Source organism: Shewanella sp. ISTPL2 (assembly GCF_013283205.1).
GTDB classification, from domain to species: Bacteria; Pseudomonadota; Gammaproteobacteria; order Enterobacterales; family Shewanellaceae; genus Shewanella; species Shewanella oncorhynchi.
Window position 1 is genome coordinate 908,415 of record NZ_JAAPAV010000001.1, and the last position, 19,391, is coordinate 927,805.

Annotated in this window: 15 protein-coding genes; all 15 read left to right on the forward strand. The window is 46.1% G+C overall.

Translation table 11 applies throughout. The features are described from left to right. Positions 1–63 precede the first annotated feature (63 nt). Entirely contained in the window at positions 64–570 is a 507-nt protein-coding gene (locus HUB64_RS04140; RefSeq protein ID WP_113940083.1) for a type II secretion system protein, read from the forward strand. Positions 571–584: 14 nt separating this feature from the next. Then, positions 585–1,100, forward strand: coding sequence for a Tfp pilus assembly protein FimT/FimU (locus HUB64_RS04145; protein ID WP_173496452.1), 516 nt, complete (start codon positions 585–587; stop codon positions 1,098–1,100). A gap of 171 nt (positions 1,101–1,271) precedes the next feature. Beyond that, positions 1,272–1,760, forward strand: coding sequence for a type II secretion system protein (locus HUB64_RS04150; protein ID WP_173248708.1), 489 nt, complete (start codon positions 1,272–1,274; stop codon positions 1,758–1,760). Beyond that, a complete protein-coding gene (locus tag HUB64_RS04155; protein ID WP_173247172.1) occupies positions 1,750–2,304 on the forward strand; it encodes a type II secretion system protein in 555 nt (184 codons plus the stop codon). The genes HUB64_RS04150 and HUB64_RS04155 overlap by 11 nt, the downstream gene beginning before the upstream one ends. Continuing rightward, on the forward strand, positions 2,304–3,176 hold the full coding sequence (locus HUB64_RS04160) for a PilW family protein (protein ID WP_173247169.1): 873 nt from the start codon (positions 2,304–2,306) through the stop codon (positions 3,174–3,176). Before HUB64_RS04155 ends, HUB64_RS04160 begins: the two co-directional genes overlap by 1 nt. After that, complete coding sequence (locus tag HUB64_RS04165; RefSeq protein WP_173247166.1) at positions 3,166–3,645, forward strand: MSHA biogenesis protein MshP; 480 nt, start codon at positions 3,166–3,168, stop codon at positions 3,643–3,645. Before HUB64_RS04160 ends, HUB64_RS04165 begins: the two co-directional genes overlap by 11 nt. A gap of 28 nt (positions 3,646–3,673) precedes the next feature. Further along, positions 3,674–7,417 carry a DUF6701 domain-containing protein gene (locus tag HUB64_RS04170; RefSeq protein ID WP_173248706.1) on the forward strand — a complete coding sequence of 1,248 codons (3,744 nt, stop codon included), beginning with the start codon at positions 3,674–3,676 and terminating at the stop codon, positions 7,415–7,417. A gap of 340 nt (positions 7,418–7,757) precedes the next feature. Then, positions 7,758–8,807: a rod shape-determining protein gene (locus tag HUB64_RS04175; RefSeq protein WP_105251284.1), complete on the forward strand. Its 1,050-nt coding sequence runs from the start codon at positions 7,758–7,760 to the stop codon at positions 8,805–8,807. Between the two features lie 44 nt (positions 8,808–8,851). Continuing rightward, complete coding sequence (gene mreC / locus HUB64_RS04180) at positions 8,852–9,856, forward strand: rod shape-determining protein MreC (RefSeq protein WP_173247163.1); 1,005 nt, start codon at positions 8,852–8,854, stop codon at positions 9,854–9,856. Continuing rightward, positions 9,856–10,344: a rod shape-determining protein MreD gene (mreD, locus tag HUB64_RS04185; RefSeq protein WP_173247160.1), complete on the forward strand. Its 489-nt coding sequence runs from the start codon at positions 9,856–9,858 to the stop codon at positions 10,342–10,344. The genes mreC and mreD overlap by 1 nt, the downstream gene beginning before the upstream one ends. 2 nt (positions 10,345–10,346) lie before the next feature. Further along, positions 10,347–10,952, forward strand: a complete 606-nt coding sequence (locus HUB64_RS04190; RefSeq protein WP_173247158.1) for a nucleoside triphosphate pyrophosphatase — start codon at positions 10,347–10,349, stop codon at positions 10,950–10,952. 218 nt (positions 10,953–11,170) lie between these two features. Beyond that, positions 11,171–12,637, forward strand: a complete 1,467-nt coding sequence (rng, locus tag HUB64_RS04195) for a ribonuclease G (protein WP_168825804.1) — start codon at positions 11,171–11,173, stop codon at positions 12,635–12,637. Continuing rightward, positions 12,637–16,983: a YhdP family protein gene (locus tag HUB64_RS04200; protein ID WP_173496453.1), complete on the forward strand. Its 4,347-nt coding sequence runs from the start codon at positions 12,637–12,639 to the stop codon at positions 16,981–16,983. The genes rng and HUB64_RS04200 overlap by 1 nt, the downstream gene beginning before the upstream one ends. Next, a complete protein-coding gene (locus tag HUB64_RS04205) occupies positions 16,907–17,737 on the forward strand; it encodes a carbon-nitrogen hydrolase family protein (RefSeq protein WP_173496454.1) in 831 nt (276 codons plus the stop codon). Before HUB64_RS04200 ends, HUB64_RS04205 begins: the two co-directional genes overlap by 77 nt. A gap of 133 nt (positions 17,738–17,870) precedes the next feature. After that, positions 17,871–19,319 (forward strand): metalloprotease TldD, encoded by a 1,449-nt coding sequence (gene tldD, locus HUB64_RS04210; protein ID WP_105251291.1) that lies wholly within the window; start codon positions 17,871–17,873, stop codon positions 19,317–19,319. The last annotated feature ends 72 nt before the right edge of the window (positions 19,320–19,391 follow it).

Genomic DNA, 19,391 nt, shown 5'->3' on the forward strand with positions numbered 1-19,391 from the left:
AACTAAAGCGTCATGCTTAAGTTAATCAACTTTTTTGTAAAGTTATTGAATAGGTAATTAAGAATGAAAAGACAACAAGGTTTTACCTTAATAGAATTAGTAGTAGTGATCATCATCTTAGGTATTCTTGCTGTCACAGCGGCACCTAAGTTTATCAATCTTCAATCTGATGCACGTAAATCGACAGTTGAGGGTGTTAAAGCCGCCTTACAAGGTGCGAATACTCTGATTTATTCAAAGGCTGCTCTAGCTGGTAAAGAAAAAGCCACAGGTCAGACTGTAACTATTGCAACAGGTGTTGATGTCACGACTGATTATGGTTATCTCAATAGTGCTACGAGTTCTGCTGCTGTGAAAACTAACCTTGAAAATGCCTTGGATATGAAATTTGATGCATTGGCGACAGATACTGTAGGTACAGTGAATGATTTTGGTGTCGTGTATAAGAGTGCAACATCTTTCATTATTGTTCCTAAGGGAAAGAAAGACACTGACGCTTGCCGTTTAGAATATACACCTGCAACTAGCACTACATTACCTGTGTATTCAGTTGTAGCTACCGCGTGTTAATGGAGTCTTACAGAATGAAAAAGCAAAGTGGTTTTACATTAATTGAATTAGTAGTTGTTATTATTATTTTAGGGATTTTGGCTGTTACCGCCGCGCCTAAGTTTATTAATTTGCAAGGTGATGCCCGTCTTTCTGCTCTAAATGGTTTGAAAGCCTCCTTGCAAGGAGGTAACACTTTGTTGTATTCAAAAGCAGCTCTTCAAGGAGAGGAGGGTAATAATGGTGGAACTACTAAGAATATTGACTTAAACGGTGATGGTACTGATGATGTTATTGGAGTTTTTGGTTACGTTAAAGCAACTCAAGCTGACATCCAAGCAATATTAGATATCACTTTTGATGTAGGTACAACTCCGACTGTTACTGGAACAAACGAGTGGATTATAGATACTACTGCAACTACGCCTGCTGGGGGGGTCACTTTCTATCAGCGTGGGGCACCAGCTACTTGTAAATTCAGTTATGTTGCTCCGACAGTAAAAGGCACTCAACCAATATATACAGCATTACCTACTGCCGATAAATGTTAGTTTTACTTAATTAGAAGGCCTGCCTAGCAGGCCTTTTTTTTAGATAAAATACGGTTCTTGCATGATGTTAAATAAATGAGCCAGCCAAGGGTTTTCCGACATTTATTTGCGTTAATCATATCGTTGGCAGAAACTGAACCTAGTACATGAAATCAGCAATTAACGCGAGTGATGCTTAAATTCTCTATGTCAAAACAGGCCGGATTTACTTTAGTAGAATTAGTAACGACCATCATCTTGATTTCAATTCTTGCTGTGGTTGTACTGCCACGCCTGTTTACTCAGTCTTCCTACAGTGCTTATAGCTTGCGCAATGAGTTCATTAGCGAGCTGCGTCAAGTACAGCAAAAAGCGCTCAATAATACCGACAGGTGTTTTCGTGTAACCGTCTCTGGCACTGGTTATCAAGTGAGTCAATTCTCTGCCCGAAATGGGGCGGTTTGTTCTGGTACCGCATTATCGCCAAACCCGCTTTATACCCAAGCTTTTCAAGGTGGTGCTCAATTAGTGCTAGTGAGCACTAACAGCAGCAACTTTACCCTTGATTTCGATATCAATGGCCGACTTTTTCCAAGCTGTAATGGTGATTGTATTCGCGTGACCGCAAATGACACTGTGATGATTAATATATCCTCCGAGGGCTATATTTATGCGAATTAATCCTCGGTTGCTATTGGGCAAAGTATCAGTAAAAGCATCCAAAAAAGCCAAACCACAGAAGGGTTTTACCCTTATCGAATTAGTGATTGGCATGCTGGTGATTGGCATTGCAATAGTGATGCTAACCAGCATGTTATTCCCCCAAGCTGATCGTGCGGCCAGTACCTTACATAGAGTACGCAGTGCTGAGCTTGCACATTCGGTGATGAATGAAATCTGGGGTAAACGTTACGATCAAAACACCAATGCCAATGGTGGCACGCCAGCCTGTGGTAGTCCGCTAGGGAGTAATTGTTCAACGTCATTAGGCCCTGAGTTCGGTGAGAGTCGAAACAACTTTAACGATGTGGATGATTACAACGGCTTAAATGAAACCGCGACTATGCTCAATTCGACCCAAACCTATGCAAATGCTTATCCTAACTATCGCTTAAGCGTCACAGTTGCCTATGGCGCAGTGTCCAATACTAAGCTAGTGACGATTAATGTGACTACGCCCGACAACGAAGTGATTACTTACAATATGGTGAGGAGTAATTACTGATGGCCTCACCTTTATCTACGGTTAATAAAAAATCCACACTAGGTTTTACCTTGGTCGAGATGGTCACTGTTATCTTGATTCTGGGGATTCTCGTGGTCGGGGTAAGTAGTTTTATTATTTTTGGTACGCGGATTTTTGTTGAGTCGAGTTCAGTCGATCAAGTGCTAAGTCAGAGCCGTTTTGCTGTTGAGCGAGTGACCCGTGAGTTGCGTAGTGCCTTGCCTAATAGCCTGCGAGTTAATACCGATTCGCTAACCTATCAATGTATTGAATTTGTGCCTATCGAAGCCAGCACGACTTATCTAACCATGCCAATTGTGCCTGCTGCTGCCGCGAGCACTGGGATAGTTATTCTAGATAATACGGTGAGTGCGATTCGTGTGAATCAATTCGCTTGGATCTATCCCTTGATTGATGCCGATGTGTATAGCAGCGCGAGACAAAAGCGAGCGCAGGTTAAAACGATTGCTACTGCGCCTTCCCCTTTGGAGCATCAAGTGACGCTGACTTTTACTGCGCCAACACGTTTTGCAGAAGCATCACCACGGCAAAGGATCTATTTTGGTTCGAGTCCAGTGAGCTATTGCTTTGAAAAGGGGCCAAGCGGCAATGAATTACAATTATTGCGTTATGCTGGTTATAACTTTAATGCCGTTCAGCCAAATCCTGCCGCTATGCCTGCCACTATGGGCACGGGCGTGCTAATGGCGCAAAGTGTGGCAAATGTTTTAAATAATGGTGCTGATTTACCGCTGATTTTAACGCCATCTAGCCTAGTGAATAATGCTATGGTGCATTTACAACTGCGGTTTAATGTAAATGGTGAGACGTTCCAATATCGACATCAAGTGCAGGTGATCAATGTCCCTTAATTCACATTGTCGCTCGGTAGGGCGTAACTCAGCATCCAGATCATCACTATCAAGATCGTCCTCTCACGCTCTGCCTGCGCGTCAACACGGCAGTGCATTGATTATTGGCGTATTTGTGATCACTGTGATGTTTCTACTGGCGTCAGCTCTGATCAATATAGTGGAAGACGGGGATACTGGATTAACCCAAGAAGTGTGGGGCACGCGAGCCTTCGCCGCTGCGAACAGTGGCGCCGATGCCGCATTGGCAACATTATTCCCATTAAATGGTTCAGTTGGCATTTGCCCTGCAACGAGCACTTGGAATCCTCCTAATGTAACAGGTTTCCATGCCTGCACTGTGACCTTGACGTGCAAAGCCTATGCGGTAGGTACCACCACCCAATATCGAATCAACAGTAAAGCGGTATGTGAAAGCGGCGAGACCCGTGTTAGCCGACAAGTTGAGGTAGAAGCCCGTGGGAACTAAGTTATCAAAAATGGTATTTAACAAAATAATGGCCAAATTCCCATTAATCCTTTTACTCCTAATCACGGCATTTACATCCCATTTGGCAAAAGCAGATTGGACTAAAACCTTTATAGAAGGTGTAAACAATTACGATAGAAACGGTTCAATTACCTTCAACAGTTCTTATTTATACAATGCCCCTAATAATGCAGGTCGTTGGTATAGTGACTTGCCAACTTATAACTATTTTCAAGGAGGAAACAGCTTTGACAATTTGTGTGTAACATCTAACAACTCTTATCGTTGGTGTCGTTCTGGAGACTATATTGCAACTTTACCTTCTAATCGTGTTGATTTTTCTCAGTGCACTTCTTCAAGCCCTGACAATGTTGGGCCCCCCACGTGGGATAATACGCGAATTAATGTAACTGAAGGTGAGTATAATAATATTGTTCTTGATGGAGGTTCAGATAAAACAATTCGGTTCGTTAGCAATAATGGCGTGTATAAGATGAAGTCGCTTACTGCTACTTCGGGCCGTATTGAGCTGGCTGCTGGACAATATTGGATTGAGAATTTATCTATTAATGACGGTGTAACTCTGGTATTCCCATCAACTGGTACCGTGTCATTTTTTATTAAAAATAACTATAGGCATTACAACTTAAACACAGTTGGGCAACCAGAAAAATTTCTCATTTATAGCTACTCAAATTTCACTCTCAATGGAGGGGCATATCTTAAATCCTATGTTGTTGCTGAAGGGAATGCGGTGCTAGAGGGGAGTTCCTCTTTGGAAGGAGCTATTACTGCTAGAAATATTAGTTTAGGTGGCAATAGTAGTATTAAATTTGACGATAATGCAGCAAAGATTGATGTTGTTCCAAATTGTAATCCTGCACCTGTTTTACAATGCTTTAACGATAATTTCTCCCAAAGCACTTTGAGTAATGACTGGGTTGTTTCTAAAAGTAGTGGAGGATTTACCCCTTCTATCCAAGGCGGTCGATTACGCTTAACCGAAGCTAAATCTGACCAATCTACGGCATCTACCTATCAAAGACTCTTTCCTGGAAAAGCTAACTTAGTGGAGATCCAGTTTGATCACTATGCCTATGGTGGCAATGGTGCCGACGGCATTGCGGTAGTGTTATCGGATGCTTCTATAACGCCGCAGCCTGGCGCCTTTGGCGGTCCATTGGGTTACGGTTATAAACCTGGTATTAATGGGTTCGCGGGTGGTTGGCTTGGGTTTGGTATTGATGAGTTCGGTAACTTCTCCGGTGAAGGCGGTAGTTCTAATGTCGGCCAGCGACGCCAGTCCGTTGCGGTTCGCGGTTCGGGTGTCGGCACGTCAGGATATAATTATTTACGCGGCGCTTGTAGTAATGGCACTACTAATACGAACGGTAGTTGCTTATCGCCTGCGGTAGACGGCAATAATGTGTCGCCTGCGCACAGGTATAAAATCACAATTGATTCGCAAGCCGCGAATCAATCTATTGTGAAAATTGAGCGTAATACAGGTTCGGGTTTTGTGACTTTAGTTCCCGCATTTAACGCCGCAGCACAAAATGGTCAGGCGGCCATTCCAAGTGATTTTTTATTGTCTTTAACGGGCTCAACGGGGGGCTCAAATAACAACCACGAAATCGATAACGTGCAAATTTGTGCTTTAAAATCAAATCCTATTGGTGCTCAGATCGATCATTTTGAGTTTGATCATACGGGTCAAGGTCTGACCTGTAATGCTGAGACGGTAACGATTAGAGCCTGTGCCAATGCCAATTGTAGTCAACTCTTTACTGCACCTCTTAGCGCAACCTTATTACCTGATTCTGCGGCAGATGGCGTATGGGTTGGCGGTAATCAAGTGAGCTTTAGCGGTGGCACGGCGCAACTGCAACTGAGGCGAAATACTCCTGGTGTAGTGACTTTAGGCGTGAAGGGCTCTAATCCCACCACTAAACCATTAAGCAAAACCCTTTGCCGTATTGGTAATGGTGGTTTGAGTGAAAACAATTGTTCACTCACCTTTGCCGACAGTGGTTTTGTATTCGATGTACCCGATAAGCGTGCGAATCGCCCCGAGCAAGTGTTAGTCAAAGCGGTGAAAAAATCCGATGTGACGAAGCAGTGTGTCCCAAGCTTCCAAAGCCAGACCAAAACGCTGAATTTCTGGAGCAGTTACCAAACGCCAAGCGCGCCTATCTCGCCTAAAGCCGTCACCATCAACAATATGGTAATTGGCACCTCGAGTGCCTCGCCTACGGCGGTGAACCTGCTGTTTGATACCAACGGACAAGCAAGCATTTCAGTCAATTACCCTGATGCAGGTAAATTACAACTAGATGCAAAATATACAGGGACAGGTGATGAACAGGGCTTAGTCATGGCAGGTTCAGACCAATTTGTCAGCGTACCAGCGGGATTGTGTGTTAAGTCTGTAGATGCCAATGCTAGCTGCTCAAACGCGAATATGACGTGTAATGTTTATCGTAAAGCGGGTCAAACCTTTGGCATGACAGTACAAGCGATGGCATGGGAAAAAGATGGCGATCCGGACTTTTGTTCGGGCAACTTACCCACGCCTAACTTTAGTGATGCGCAGATGAAGCTTGCCAGTAAAGTCGTTGCGCCAAGCATTGCCAACGGCGGACTTGATGGGGCGTTAGGCGTGGCATCCTACAGCCACTCGGCGCAGGCCAATAATCTCAATACCATCAGCAATCAGACCATCAGCGAAGTTGGAGTATTCCAAATTGCAGCGCAGGCTAGCCCAAATTATTTAGGGACGGCAAGCAGCTTAAATATTCCAATTGGATATTCAGCTAATATTGGCCGTTTTGTGCCCGATAGATTTTTAATCAGTAACGTATCGGTCATACCTGCCTGTGGCGGCTTTAGCTATATGGATCAGCTGTTCCCTATGTCGATGGAGCTCAGTGCTTTAAATATCGCGGGGGATATAACGAAAAACTATTTCCCGCCATTTTCCCTTGCCACGGCAAAACTGGTGGGAGAAAACAACAATAATGGTGTTGATTTACAGAGTCGCTTAAGTGCCTTACCTATAAAGGCTGATAGTTGGAATCAAGGTGTGGCGACGGTCGATGCTTCTTACCAAGCTAACTTTAGTCGGGTGACCCCAAATGTGGCGACGAATCTGTATCAGGATGGCCCCTTTGAGCTGCTCGATATTGGCGTGCAATTGATGGATAACGATCCTCGGCCGAATGGGCTTTACAGCTATGTGGCCTCACCAGACATGGATGCGGCATCAACAGGTACTTGCACTAACTGTAATGCTAAGAAAATCAGCACTCAAACCCTTCGTCATGGCCGTGTAGTGATGGATAACACCTATGGTCCTGAGACGGAAATACTGCGTATGCCGACACGGGCCGAATTTTGGAATGGCAGCAGCTGGGCCTTAAATACTGCCGATAACTGCACAACGGCAGTGTATGCTTTGGGTTCGCAGGTTGATCATTCCGCTCTTGGTTACAATTTTGATCCCGACTTAGTGGCGGGACAAAGTGTTGTGCGTTCTGGCGGGACTGCAACATTCCAAGCTGGCCAATTTGAGTTACTCTGGCAAGCCGTTACAACAAGTGGGTTGCCATACCGCGGCCAAGTGACGGCGCCCTTGGATGTGCCGACATGGCTAGAATGGTACTGGAATTGGAATGGCGTATCGCCAACAGCGGTCACTGAACCGCGGGCAAGTGCGTATTTTGGTCGTTATCGAGGGCATGACAAAATAATCTATTGGCGTGAGGTAAACTAATCTGAGTTATTTCTCTCATTAAATTGAACTCAGGCTTTCCCTTGAAATGGGCTGCCATTTCACTTATTGGAAGTCGACGAAAACGCTTGTAACAGATTCTAAATGCAATGCCTTAGTTTTATATTTGTTGCTGAATTGTATGTTCACTCGTTTTTTGTTGCTGATATTTTCGTCAATAAACAGTATTTTCCGCTTAAATACTGTTTTTTACGTGGCGATTTGAAAAAAAATCACTTCATTAGCGATTGTTAACCTCCTCGGTCTTGTGGAATCAGGGTGGCATTGATAAAGTTAGCTGATTTTTCTTTTCTTCTGACTCCACAGAATACAGGCTAGTTACATGTTTAAGAAGCTACGCGGCATTTTTTCTAATGATCTATCGATCGATTTGGGTACAGCTAACACATTAATTTATGTTCGTGGCGAAGGCATAGTCCTCAATGAGCCTTCTGTTGTTGCTATACGTGGTGAGCGTAGTGGCTCCGGTCAGAAATCTGTTGCCGCGGTCGGCACAGAAGCTAAACAAATGCTAGGCAGAACGCCTGGCAATATCCAAGCTATCCGCCCAATGAAGGACGGTGTTATTGCAGATTTTTATGTGACGGAGAAAATGTTGCAGCACTTTATTAAACAAGTGCACAACAATAGCTTTTTTCGTCCAAGTCCACGCGTGCTTGTGTGTGTGCCCGTTGGTGCCACTCAAGTAGAACGCCGTGCTATTCGTGAATCAGCCATGGGCGCTGGTGCTCGCGAAGTGTATTTAATTGAAGAACCAATGGCAGCTGCGATTGGTGCGGGTTTACCCGTATCTGAAGCGACCGGCTCTATGGTGGTGGATATCGGTGGTGGTACCACTGAAGTCGCGATTATTTCACTTAATGGTGTAGTGTATTCGTCTTCGGTACGTATCGGCGGTGATAAGTTTGATGATGCGATTATCAACTATGTCCGCCGTAATTACGGGAGCTTGATTGGTGAAGCCACGGCTGAGCGTATCAAGCACACTATCGGCACTGCTTATCCTGGCGATGAAGTGCTAGAGATCGAAGTCCGCGGCCGTAATTTGGCAGAAGGTGTACCTCGTAGCTTTACACTGAACAGCAATGAAATTTTAGAAGCCTTACAAGAGCCATTATCTGGCATCGTAAGTGCTGTGATGGTGGCGTTAGAACAATCTCCACCAGAATTAGCTTCAGATATTTCTGAGCGCGGTATGGTGTTAACTGGCGGCGGCGCTTTATTGCGTGATTTAGACCGTTTATTAATGCAAGAAACCGGAATTCCTGTAATGGTGGCGGACGATCCATTGACCTGCGTAGCACGTGGCGGTGGTAAAGCCCTCGAAATGATTGATATGCACGGCGGCGATCTGTTCTCCGAAGAAACCTAATTTAACTTCGGTATGGGGCGGTTAATCACCGCCTTAGCTTTCCTATGAAGCCAATTTTTGTTCGTGGTATTTCAAACCAATTCCGTCTGACACTGGCAATTATTTTGTCGGTGGCTTTGCTCGTGGCTAATCATCGCCTCGATCCTGTACGGCAATCGTTATCCTCTTTTTTTAGTCCATTGCAGTACTTAGCGAGCGTGCCCGGTGTTGCGCTTGACTGGTCGTCTGAAAGTTTTGCCACCCGCAATATGTTAGCGTTGCAGAATAAAGAGCTGCTCAGGCAGCAATTGCTGATGAGTGAACGCTTACAGCGTTTCGAACACTTACGCCAAGAAAATGAACGTTTACGCGCACTGTTGGGCTCACCAGCCTACCTTGATTCGCGCAAAATGGTGGCTGAAGTATTGGAGGTTGCTAGCGATCCTTTCCATCACTATGCGGTGTTAAACCATGGTTCACGCAGTGGTGTATTTGTTGGGCAGCCTGTGGTCGACGCCCAAGGGGTTGTTGGCCAAGTGGTACAAGTCAGTGAAATGACCAGTAGGGTGCTATTGCTCTCCGATGTATCACACGGATTACCTGTGCGTATCACCCGTAATGATGTGCGCCTTGTTGCCAATGGTACGGGTGAGTTAGATGAAATAGAGCTGCGCCATGTGGCCAAGAGTACCGACATTCGTGTCGGCGATTTGCTGGTCACCTCAGGTTTAGGGAATCGTTTCCCGGAAGGTTATCCGGTCGCGCGGGTAATGGAAGTGTTGACTGAAGATGGTCAAAGTTACGCTCGAGTTACCGCCCAGCCTTTAGCGGCTTTAGATCGTATTCGTTATTTATTGTTGATTTGGCCATCCCCCGATTCTGGTGTGACTTTACCGAGTCAGCCTACCGTGCCTGCTGCGGATCATTCATCGAGCGATAATGTACCAAAAGCAGATAGCGCTGTTCCTGCTGGCGGAAGTGTCACGCCAGCAGAGGCTTCTAAACCTGTGACCGCGCCTGCGACCAAACCGTCAACGGAAACCACTCCTCCTGTGGCTGAGGTGCATTAATGAGTTTTCAGGCCGCCAATGGGCGCTTTATTGTTTGGGTGACATTATTTATTGGCGTGATCAGCCAGATCATGCCTTTGCCAAGTGCTATTGATGCTTGGCGTCCAGACTGGCTATTAATGATTGTTCTCTATTGGTCTATCGCATTACCCCACAGATACAACATCTTAACCGCATGGGTTTTAGGCCTAGTATTAGATATTTTATTGGGAGCCACCTTAGGTGTGCGCTCTTTAGCCATGTCTTTGGTTATTTATATCGCTATCTTGCATTGCCAGCGTTTGCGAAACTTCCCTCAATGGCAGCAGTCGTTAGTGATCATGCTACTGATTTGTATTTATCACTTAGTGATTTACTGGGTTGAATTTGTGATGCAAGAGGCTGTTTTCAAAACGGATCTATTTTTACCTGCGATTTCAGGATTAGTGATCTGGCCTTGGATATTTTGGATTTTACGTCGGGTTCGACGTCATTATAAGGTTCGTTAACTGTGGATTTAGTTTTAGCTTCAACTTCGCCACGTCGCAAAGAATTATTGGCACAGATTGGATTCGGTCGTCCTGAGTTTAGTTTCACGCAAGTGGCACCGGATATTGATGAAACTGTGCAACAGGGCGAAGCGCCAAGGGATTATGTACGACGTTTAGCTGCTGAAAAAGCCCAAGCTGGACTGGCATTATGCGCAGATATGTCACAGCCTGCTGTATTAGGTTCTGATACTATCGTAGTGCTTGAAAATCAAATATTAGGTAAACCGCTGGATGTGGCCGATGCTAAGCAAACGCTCAGTAAACTGTCTGGCCGAACGCATACTGTGATGACGGCTGTGGCACTGACCTACAAAGCAGGCGAGTCTGACTCAACCTTAAAAACTTCAGTGCGCTTAGTCGAAACACAAGTGCGTTTTTGCGCTTTATCGGCAGCTGACATTGAGGCTTATGTGGCTTCAAAAGAGCCCATGGATAAGGCGGGCAGTTATGGCATTCAAGGGCTCGGCGGGTGTTTTGTGGCTGCAATTGAAGGCAGTTATTCTGGCGTTGTAGGTTTACCTCTGGTTGAAACGCGTGAGTTGTTAGCCGAAGTTGGCTTTATTTAACTGCTGCTGGTTGCTTATATTGCGATTTTGGCTTGAGGTTAGAATGAACCTTATTGGCGTTTAGGGCTCTGAATCGAGTACTCCAATGACGTTGACCTTGTTCCTTTATTCGGTTTTCATGCTTAGAGAGTTTGTAACTTCGATTAATTAATCTAGTTTCCCGAATGGGGTGAGTCGTGAATACCAGTCGCTTAAATCCAAATAAAATACAGCGCAAGATGGGTTCAGAATTACTGATCAACGTAACTCCATCTGAGGCGCGCGTTGCTTTAGTTGAGCATGGTGTGCTGCAAGAAGTCCATATTGAACGCCGGATGAAACGGGGTTTAGTGGGGAATATTTACAAAGGTAAAATCAGCCGTGTGTTACCCGGTATGCAAGCCGCCTTTGTCGATATTGGCTTAGATAAAGCGGCTTTTTTACATGCGTCCGACATAGTACCGCACACTGAGTGTGTCGCCGATGTTGAGAAAGGCCATTTCGTTGTTCGTGATATCGCCGAGTTAGTCCGTCAAGGGCAAGACATTATGGTGCAAGTGGTTAAAGATCCGCTGGGCACCAAGGGCGCACGCCTAACGACCGATATCACGCTGCCTTCCCGTTATTTAGTCTTTATGCCAGGTTCTAGCCATGTTGGTGTTTCCCAGCGTATTGAACTAGAAGAAGAACGCAGTCGCCTCAAACAAATTACTTTGCCCTATGTTGATGATGACGGTGGTTTTATTATCCGCACCGCCGCCGAAGGCGTAGGGGAAGATGAGTTATCCCAAGATGCGGCATTTTTACGCCGAGTTTGGTCAAAGGTGAGTGAGCGACGTAAACGCAGTGGTGTGTCGCTCCTGTATCAAGATTTAGCCTTACCTGTGCGCATTGTGCGTGATTTTGTCGGTACTGAGCTGGACCGTATTCAAGTGGATTCTCGCCGCACTTTTGCCGAGTTGCAGTCTTTTGCGCAGGAGTTTATGCCAGAGATTGCCGATAAGATTGAGCATTATTCAGGACCTGCGCCTATTTTTGATCTCTACGATGTGGAGAACGAAATTCAACGTGCACTCGGCCGTAAAGTCGAGCTCAAGTCTGGTGGCTATTTGATCATAGATCAAACCGAAGCCATGACGACTGTGGATATCAATACCGGCGCCTTTGTGGGGCACAGGAATCTTGAAGAAACCATTTTTAATACCAACCTCGAAGCGACCCAAGCGATAGCGAGGCAGTTACGTCTGCGTAATCTCGGCGGCATCATTATTATCGATTTTATCGACATGATGACGGCGGATCATAAGGCTCGTGTTCTTAGTAGCTTAACCAGCGCTTTGTCTAAGGATAGGGTGAAAACCAATGTGAGTGGTTTTTCGGGGTTAGGTCTAGTCGAAATGACCCGTAAGCGTACCCGAGAAAGTTTAGAGCATGTCGTCTGCGGCGAATGTCCGGCCTGCCATGGCACGGGGAGCATGAAGACAGTCGAGACGGTTTCCTATGAGGTCTTTCGCGAAATAATCCGTTTAAACCGTGCCTACGATGCTGATGAGTTCCTGTTGTATTGTTCGCCTGCCGTGTATCAAAGTCTGCATACCGATGATAATCATCTTATTGCTGAACTTGAGGTTTACATAGGTAAGCGCATCCGTTTGCAAAATGAGCCTATGTACTCACAGCACAAATACGATGTGGTGATGATGTAGTGGCTACGCTTTTTACTGCAAAAAAATTTAGCCGTTTTTGTTGGCAATTTCTGGCGCTTATTTTGGTCTTGTTTGCGCTTGCCGTCAGTTTGATCCGTGGCTTATTACCGCAGGTTGATGAAGTTCGCCAGCAACTGGTTAATTACGTAAAAAGCGAATATAAAGTCGATGTGCAAGTGGGGGAGTTATCCGCCCATTGGCAGGCATTTGGCCCTGCAATTAACATCGATGACTTAGTGATCCCGCCACAGGAACAACTGCCTGTGACCTTGATGATCAAGAACGTACAAGTGAAGTTAGATTTTTGGCAATCGCTGCTCACACTCACCCCGCGAATCGAAGATGTCAATTTTGAGGGTGTCCATGTCGCTTTAGACATGGATAAGCTTACTGAAAACGATCCCGCCACAATTAATAAAGCCCCGCAACTCGATTGGCTTTATGCCCTGTTACTCAAACAACTCGATAGATTCTCCTTAACCAATGCCACTGTGCAATTGCTGAGCATGCACCAAGAGTTTCGCCCGATCCATATCCGTCATTTGAACTGGCGCAATCATGGTGAACGTCACCGCGGTGCGGGAGAGTTGTATCTTGATAGTCATGCCTCTGAGCATGAATCTCTCGGATTACAGTTAGATATCAAGGGCGATGGTGCAAATCCCGACAGTTTGACTGGGCAGATTTATTTGGCGGCTAACTCTTTGGATTTAGGTGAATGGGCTTCACGTCAGCCTAATCCCTATGATTCTACTCAAAAGTTACCCTTAGAAGGGGTTGTCAATCTTAAGGCTTGGCTTACGTTTGCCGACCGCAGCATCAGTTCTGCTATGGTTCATTTTGAGCCGAGCTGGCTGCAATGGACATTAAAGCAAGAGCCGCAGAGATTTGAAATTCAAGCGGGCGATATTGTTTGGCAGCCAAAGGCGACAGGTTGGGAAGTGCAAAGTTCAGGACTGGATTTTGTCACCAATGGTGAGCATTGGCCGGCGTTAACGCTGGCCGCGAAGCGTCAAAACGATGAATTATTTGCCTATGTGAATCAAGTTAATACTCAGAGTCTATTGCCGCTGCTGCCGCTATTTCCTGGAGTCGATAGAGCCGTATTACGTCAATGGCATGCGTTAGCTCCCGAGGCTAGTATTGGACCAATCCGCCTGTATCAAAAAGCCGACCAGCCTTTGCTCGCCAGTACCGAAGTGAAGCAGTTGCATTGGCAGAAGGTCGAGGGTATTCCCAATACTCATCCAATAGATGCAAGCCTGCGCTGGCAAGATAAGACGCTGTATTTCTCTCTACCTGAACAAGTGTACACCCTCGATTTTGGTGATGAATTTTCGGCGCCATTAGTGTTCAATGGGGCGCCAATTAATGGTCAATTCGATACTGAACATCTGAGTTTAAATGTGCCTCAGTTGCAGTTTGAAAACGAAGATATCGGCGTTGATGCGGCATTGAATTTGGACTTTAGCGGTGCTGCACACATGGCGCTGGCGGCCAATGTTCGTATCAACAATGTGGCCAATGCCGACAAGTATTTCCCCAATAAGGCGATGGGTGAATCACTGGCCGAGTATTTGGATACTGGGCTTAAAGCGGGTCAGACCCAAGATGCGCAAGTTGTTTGGCGTGGTCCGTTAAGTGGTTTTCCCTTCGATGATAATAGCGGCGTATTTCAGGCAGCATTTACCTTAACAGATGCTAAATTTCAGTTTCAACCCGACTGGCCTGCAGTCACAGATCTGTCCCTTAACGCTTTGTTTGAAAATACCCGCATGGATCTTTGGTTAAACCAAGGCAAGCTGATGAATGTGGATGCCACAGGTGCCCATGTATTTATTCCCGCCATTGGTGAACAGACGCTGCTAAGGATTGAAGCCGAACTGGCTACTCAAGGCAGTGCGGCGACTAAGGTGTTACAAGCCTCACCTTTGGCGAGCTCAGTAGGCAAAACCTTAGATGTCGTGCAAGTGCAAGGTGCTGTTACTGGCACTTTAGACATTAGCATTCCACTGTATGAAGGTGAAGCTGAAGATATTCGTGGTCAAATCCGTTTTGATAATACACCGGTATATATTGCTCAGCCACGGCTTCAACTTCATGGCGTGACTGGTGTAGTCGACTTTGCGAATGAAGTTGTGACAGGAAAAGGCATCAAAGCGCGCTTGTTCGAACAACCGCTCAGTTTAACTTTCGACACTCAGCCTAAAGGTAAAGATTTTGGCCTTAATCTTTCGCTGAAAAGTCGTTGGGATCTCAGCCGTCTCCCCGATGAATTACACAATCCCTTGAGCGATTTTTATCAGGGAAAAATCAGTTGGGACGGTGCTATGACTATGCTATTTACTGAGCAAGGTTATCAAATCCAAGCCAAAGTGACTTCGGATATGCTGGGGACGCAACTGTTGCTCCCAGGATACTTTGCTAAACCCGAAAATGAACCACGACCTTTAGTCGCCGAGTTTGTTGGCGATCAAGATAATGCGACGCTCGATGTCAAACTTGCCAGTCATGCCGAGTTTATCGGTGGTTTCGATGCCGATAAAGGTGCAAATTTTAGTTATTTTGACTTGTTATTGGGGCGTTTATTCGATGAGGATGAAGCCAGAAATACGGAACAAGGTCATATTCAAATCGATCTCGGTAAGGCCAAATTAGCCGAATGGTTACCTGTGATTAATGCCTTTGTTGGTCAAGAGAAAATACCGAAAACGGGCATTTTAGTTGATGATATTCCCCATAAAAGTTTATTTCCCGCGGTGGCGAGTATCGATTCTCATATCGGTCGGCTCGATCTTTTAGGGCAACAACTGACGGAGCTTAGGCTTAATGCTAAGCCTAACGAGACGGGATGGCGTTTTAATACCGTTGCCAACGAATTTGACGGTTGGGTCGATTTCTATCCAAATTGGAAAACTCAAGGTCTCAAAGTTGTGGCGAATAAATTCTATTTTTCACCTGAGGTAAAGCCGAACACGGATGCCGATTTTGCTAGTGATCAAGTGCTCACTAACTTGCCGCCAGTTGCAGTGAATGTGGAAGATTTTCGTTTCTTCGATAAATCCTTTGGAAAGCTCGTTTTGCAGGCGAGCCCACAAGCGGCAGGATATAAGATTCAAACATTGTCTTTGACTACGCCCAATGTCAATTTGCAGGGCAGTGGCATTTGGCAGCAACAGGCTGGACAGAATAAAACTGATCTCAGTGTTGAGTTAAATGCCACTCAGTTTAGTTATCTATCTGCTCAATTGGGTATAGAGCCTGGCGTTAATGAAGCCCCCTTGAAGGTTAATGCGGACTTATCTTGGCAAGGTGCTCCCTATGCCTTCTCCCTCGAAACCTTAAATGGCAAGGTGAAATTCAACTTAGGCAAAGGCCACTTATCTCAGGTGAGTGACAAGGGCGCGCGGATTTTCTCCCTGTTCAGTTTAGATTCTTTGGTGCGTAAACTGTCGCTGGATTTCACCGATGTCTTCGGTCAGGGCATGTATTTCAATTCTTTCAATGGCAATTTGCAGATTGATAATGGCGTGGTGAAAACCACTGACACTGAAATGGATGCCATCGCGGGTAATATGAAGGTGCGTGGCTATACGGATCTCACCACTGAAAGTTTGAATTACGATATCCGCTTTGTGCCACAATTGGCCTCAAGTGTGCCGACTGTCGTATTGCTAAGTACCAGCGCTTGGACACTGGGTCTGGGGGCCTTTGCCCTGACAAAAGTGCTTGAGCCTGTGATTGAAGTGATTTCAGAAATTCGTTTTCGGGTGACTGGGACTATGGCAGAGCCTGTGGTCGAAGAGTTAGAGCGTAAGAGTAAAGAGATTGAAATTCCAGAATCTATTTTACCTGTGGTTGGAGTTGAGCGCCCAGCGGTGTCGACCGAAGCCGCGAGTCATAACGCCGATATCACTCAGCCGGTAGAGACTAAATCGACCGAGGCTCAATTAACAGAAGCTAAGCCAACTGAAACTAAATTAACTGAAGCTCAGTCAACTGAAGTCAAACCAAGCAACACTAAATCTGAGCCACAGTTTCAAGCAACACAACCAGAAGCGCTCGAGCCACAAGACGTTAAGCCTGAAGAGGCCAGATCTGAAGAATCAAAGTCAGAAGAGCTAAAGCCAGCAACAGATCAAATTAAAGCGCTCGATTTAAAGCGGGAGCAACCTCAAGCGACGCCTTCGCCTGAAGTGCCGAACACGCCTGCCACACCAGAGAATCAGCCAGCAGTAGAATCGATTAAGCAAATTCAGGGAGATCAGAATGCACATCAGCCTGTTGCAATGTCAGAGCAGTCGCGACGTCAGCGCCAATCTACAGTTTATCGAATCGCAGCTTAACGAACTCAAACGGGATGTCGATGCGCCCCATTTAGTCGTGTTACCCGAATGCAGTTTACTGTTTGGTGGCCATGAAAGTCAGCAACTTGCCTATGCGGGCGATGTTCATCAGAGTCCGCTCAAATCGGCGTTAAGTGCACTGGCCGCCAAGTATCGGGTGTTTATGGTCGCGGGGACTATTCCGGCGTTGGCTGAGGATGATCGTGTCTATAGTCGCAGTTATCTGTTTGATGATAAAGGTGATACTTTAGGGCATTACGATAAACTGCACCTTTTTGATGTGGATGTTGCCGATGGTACAAAACAATATCGCGAGAGCGAAACCTTCTGCCCCGGTGATCACATTAGTGTTATCGATACACCTTTTGGCAAAATTGGCTTAACCATCTGTTATGATTTACGCTTTCCTGACTTGTTTAGGGCGATGCGCCTTGCGGGTGCCGAGATTATTGCTGTTCCTTCTGCCTTCACCAAGGTGACGGGGAAAGCCCATTGGCAGGTATTGTTACAGGCAAGAGCGATTGAAACCCAATGCGTTATTCTTGCTGCAGCTCAGTGGGGACAGCATAACGAAGGCAGCCGTGAAACTTGGGGGCAGAGCATGATAGTCGGTCCTTGGGGGAATATTTTGGCTGAACTTAAAACCGGTACGGGTTGGGTACAGGCTGAGGTCGACTTAACCGAACTGCACAGTATTCGCAGTAAAATGCCCGTCATGCAGCATAATCGTTTCCTTGAACCAAGCTTGAAATAATGCGCCAATAGCCAGCAGATGAGTTGAAATGCTGAATTTGCGTTTGAGTCGATATGCAGCATTAACACATAGAATTAGTACACCGAATTTACACTCAGAATATCAAGATCCCTTTGGGTCAAAGAGAGCATAGATGCCATTTTTAGCACAAGTAGAGCAAAGTTTATTGAAGAATGGGTTAGCGTTAGAGGGCCTGCAAACCTATCTAAACACCATACATCAGCACAAAATCGATTATTCCGATCTCTATTTTCAAGGTAGTCGCCACGAATCTTGGGTGCTGGAAGACGGCATCATCAAAGACGGTAGTTTCCATATTGAACGCGGTGTAGGCGTGCGGGCCATCAGCGGTGAGAAAACGGGTTTTGCCTATGCCGACGACATCACTCCTGCCGCCTTAAGCGCTGCAGTACAGGCTGCCCGTGGCATTGCTAGTGCGGGTGAGCAGACTCAGGTACAAGCCTTTAAACGTCAAAAAGCATTGGCGTTATACGACAGCTTAGATCCGATTGCGGCGATGGAAGAAGTCAAAAAAATCAACCTGCTGAAAGAAGCCGATGCTTTTATTCGCAGTCTAGATAGCCGGATTATTCAAGTGGTGGTTAGCCTTGCTGGTGTGCACGAAGAAATCCTCGTTGCTGCGAGTGATGGCACTCTGGCGGCCGATATCCGTCCTCTGGTGCGTTTTAACTGTAGCGTGATTTTGGAAGAAAACGGTAAACGTGAACGTGGCGGCGCCGGTGGTGGTGGTCGTCATGACTACGGTGTTTTAATGGCAAGCGATGACACAGGTTTACCTATGTGTTTCGCCTTTGCCCGCGAAGCCGTGCGTCAAGCGCAGGTCAATCTAAATGCCATCGATGCGCCAGCGGGTGAAATGCCTGTGGTGTTAGGTAATGGCTGGCCCGGTGTATTGCTCCACGAAGCGGTTGGACATGGTTTGGAAGGCGACTTTAACCGTAAAGGCAGCAGTGCCTTTAGCGGCAAAGTCGGCCAGCAGGTTGCGTCTAAGTTAGTGACTGTGGTCGACGATGGCACCTTGCCTAATCGTCGTGGTTCACTGAGTATCGACGATGAAGGTGTACAAACCCAAAGAACCGTATTGATTGAAGACGGTATTTTAAAGGGTTACATCCAAGACAAACTCAATGCTCGCTTAATGGGTGTTGCGCCAACGGGTAACGGTCGCCGCGAATCCTACGCACATTTGCCTATGCCACGTATGACCAATACTTATATGACGGCCGGTGAGTCAGATCCCAGTGAGATTATTAAGTCAGTGAAGAAGGGAATTTACGCCCCTAACTTTGGCGGTGGTCAAGTCGATATCACTTCGGGTAAGTTTGTGTTCTCAGCATCCGAAGCCTATTTGATCGAAAATGGTGAAGTGACTCAAGCCATTAAAGGCGCTACTTTAATCGGTAATGGCCCTGAGGCTATGAGCCAGATTTCTATGGTCGGTAACGATATGGCTTTAGATCAAGGAGTGGGCGTTTGTGGTAAAGATGGTCAAAGTGTGCCTGTGGGTGTGGGTCAACCGACCCTAAAACTCGATAAGCTCACCGTGGGCGGAACAGCATAAAACCTAGAACCTTACGCTTATGGGTTCTAGTCGCTACCCACCATGAATGTTATCATTCGCAAAGGAAATTAG

What these genes read in the sequence shown, in the direction of transcription:
- HUB64_RS04140 (WP_113940083.1), top strand. Translation starts at nt 64, where the DNA reads ATGAAAAGACAACAAGGTTTTACCTTAATAGAATTAGTAGTAGTGATC.
- HUB64_RS04145 (WP_173496452.1), top strand. Translation starts at nt 585, where the DNA reads ATGAAAAAGCAAAGTGGTTTTACATTAATTGAATTAGTAGTTGTTATT.
- HUB64_RS04150 (WP_173248708.1), top strand. Translation starts at nt 1,272, where the DNA reads ATGCTTAAATTCTCTATGTCAAAACAGGCCGGATTTACTTTAGTAGAA.
- HUB64_RS04155 (WP_173247172.1), top strand. Translation starts at nt 1,750, where the DNA reads ATGCGAATTAATCCTCGGTTGCTATTGGGCAAAGTATCAGTAAAAGCA.
- HUB64_RS04160 (WP_173247169.1), top strand. Translation starts at nt 2,304, where the DNA reads ATGGCCTCACCTTTATCTACGGTTAATAAAAAATCCACACTAGGTTTT.
- HUB64_RS04165 (WP_173247166.1), top strand. Translation starts at nt 3,166, where the DNA reads ATGTCCCTTAATTCACATTGTCGCTCGGTAGGGCGTAACTCAGCATCC.
- HUB64_RS04170 (WP_173248706.1), top strand. Translation starts at nt 3,674, where the DNA reads ATGGCCAAATTCCCATTAATCCTTTTACTCCTAATCACGGCATTTACA.
- HUB64_RS04175 (WP_105251284.1), top strand. Translation starts at nt 7,758, where the DNA reads ATGTTTAAGAAGCTACGCGGCATTTTTTCTAATGATCTATCGATCGAT.
- mreC (WP_173247163.1), top strand. Translation starts at nt 8,852, where the DNA reads ATGAAGCCAATTTTTGTTCGTGGTATTTCAAACCAATTCCGTCTGACA.
- mreD (WP_173247160.1), top strand. Translation starts at nt 9,856, where the DNA reads ATGAGTTTTCAGGCCGCCAATGGGCGCTTTATTGTTTGGGTGACATTA.
- rng (WP_168825804.1), top strand. Translation starts at nt 11,171, where the DNA reads ATGGGTTCAGAATTACTGATCAACGTAACTCCATCTGAGGCGCGCGTT.
- HUB64_RS04205 (WP_173496454.1), top strand. Translation starts at nt 16,907, where the DNA reads ATGCACATCAGCCTGTTGCAATGTCAGAGCAGTCGCGACGTCAGCGCC.
- tldD (WP_105251291.1), top strand. Translation starts at nt 17,871, where the DNA reads ATGCCATTTTTAGCACAAGTAGAGCAAAGTTTATTGAAGAATGGGTTA.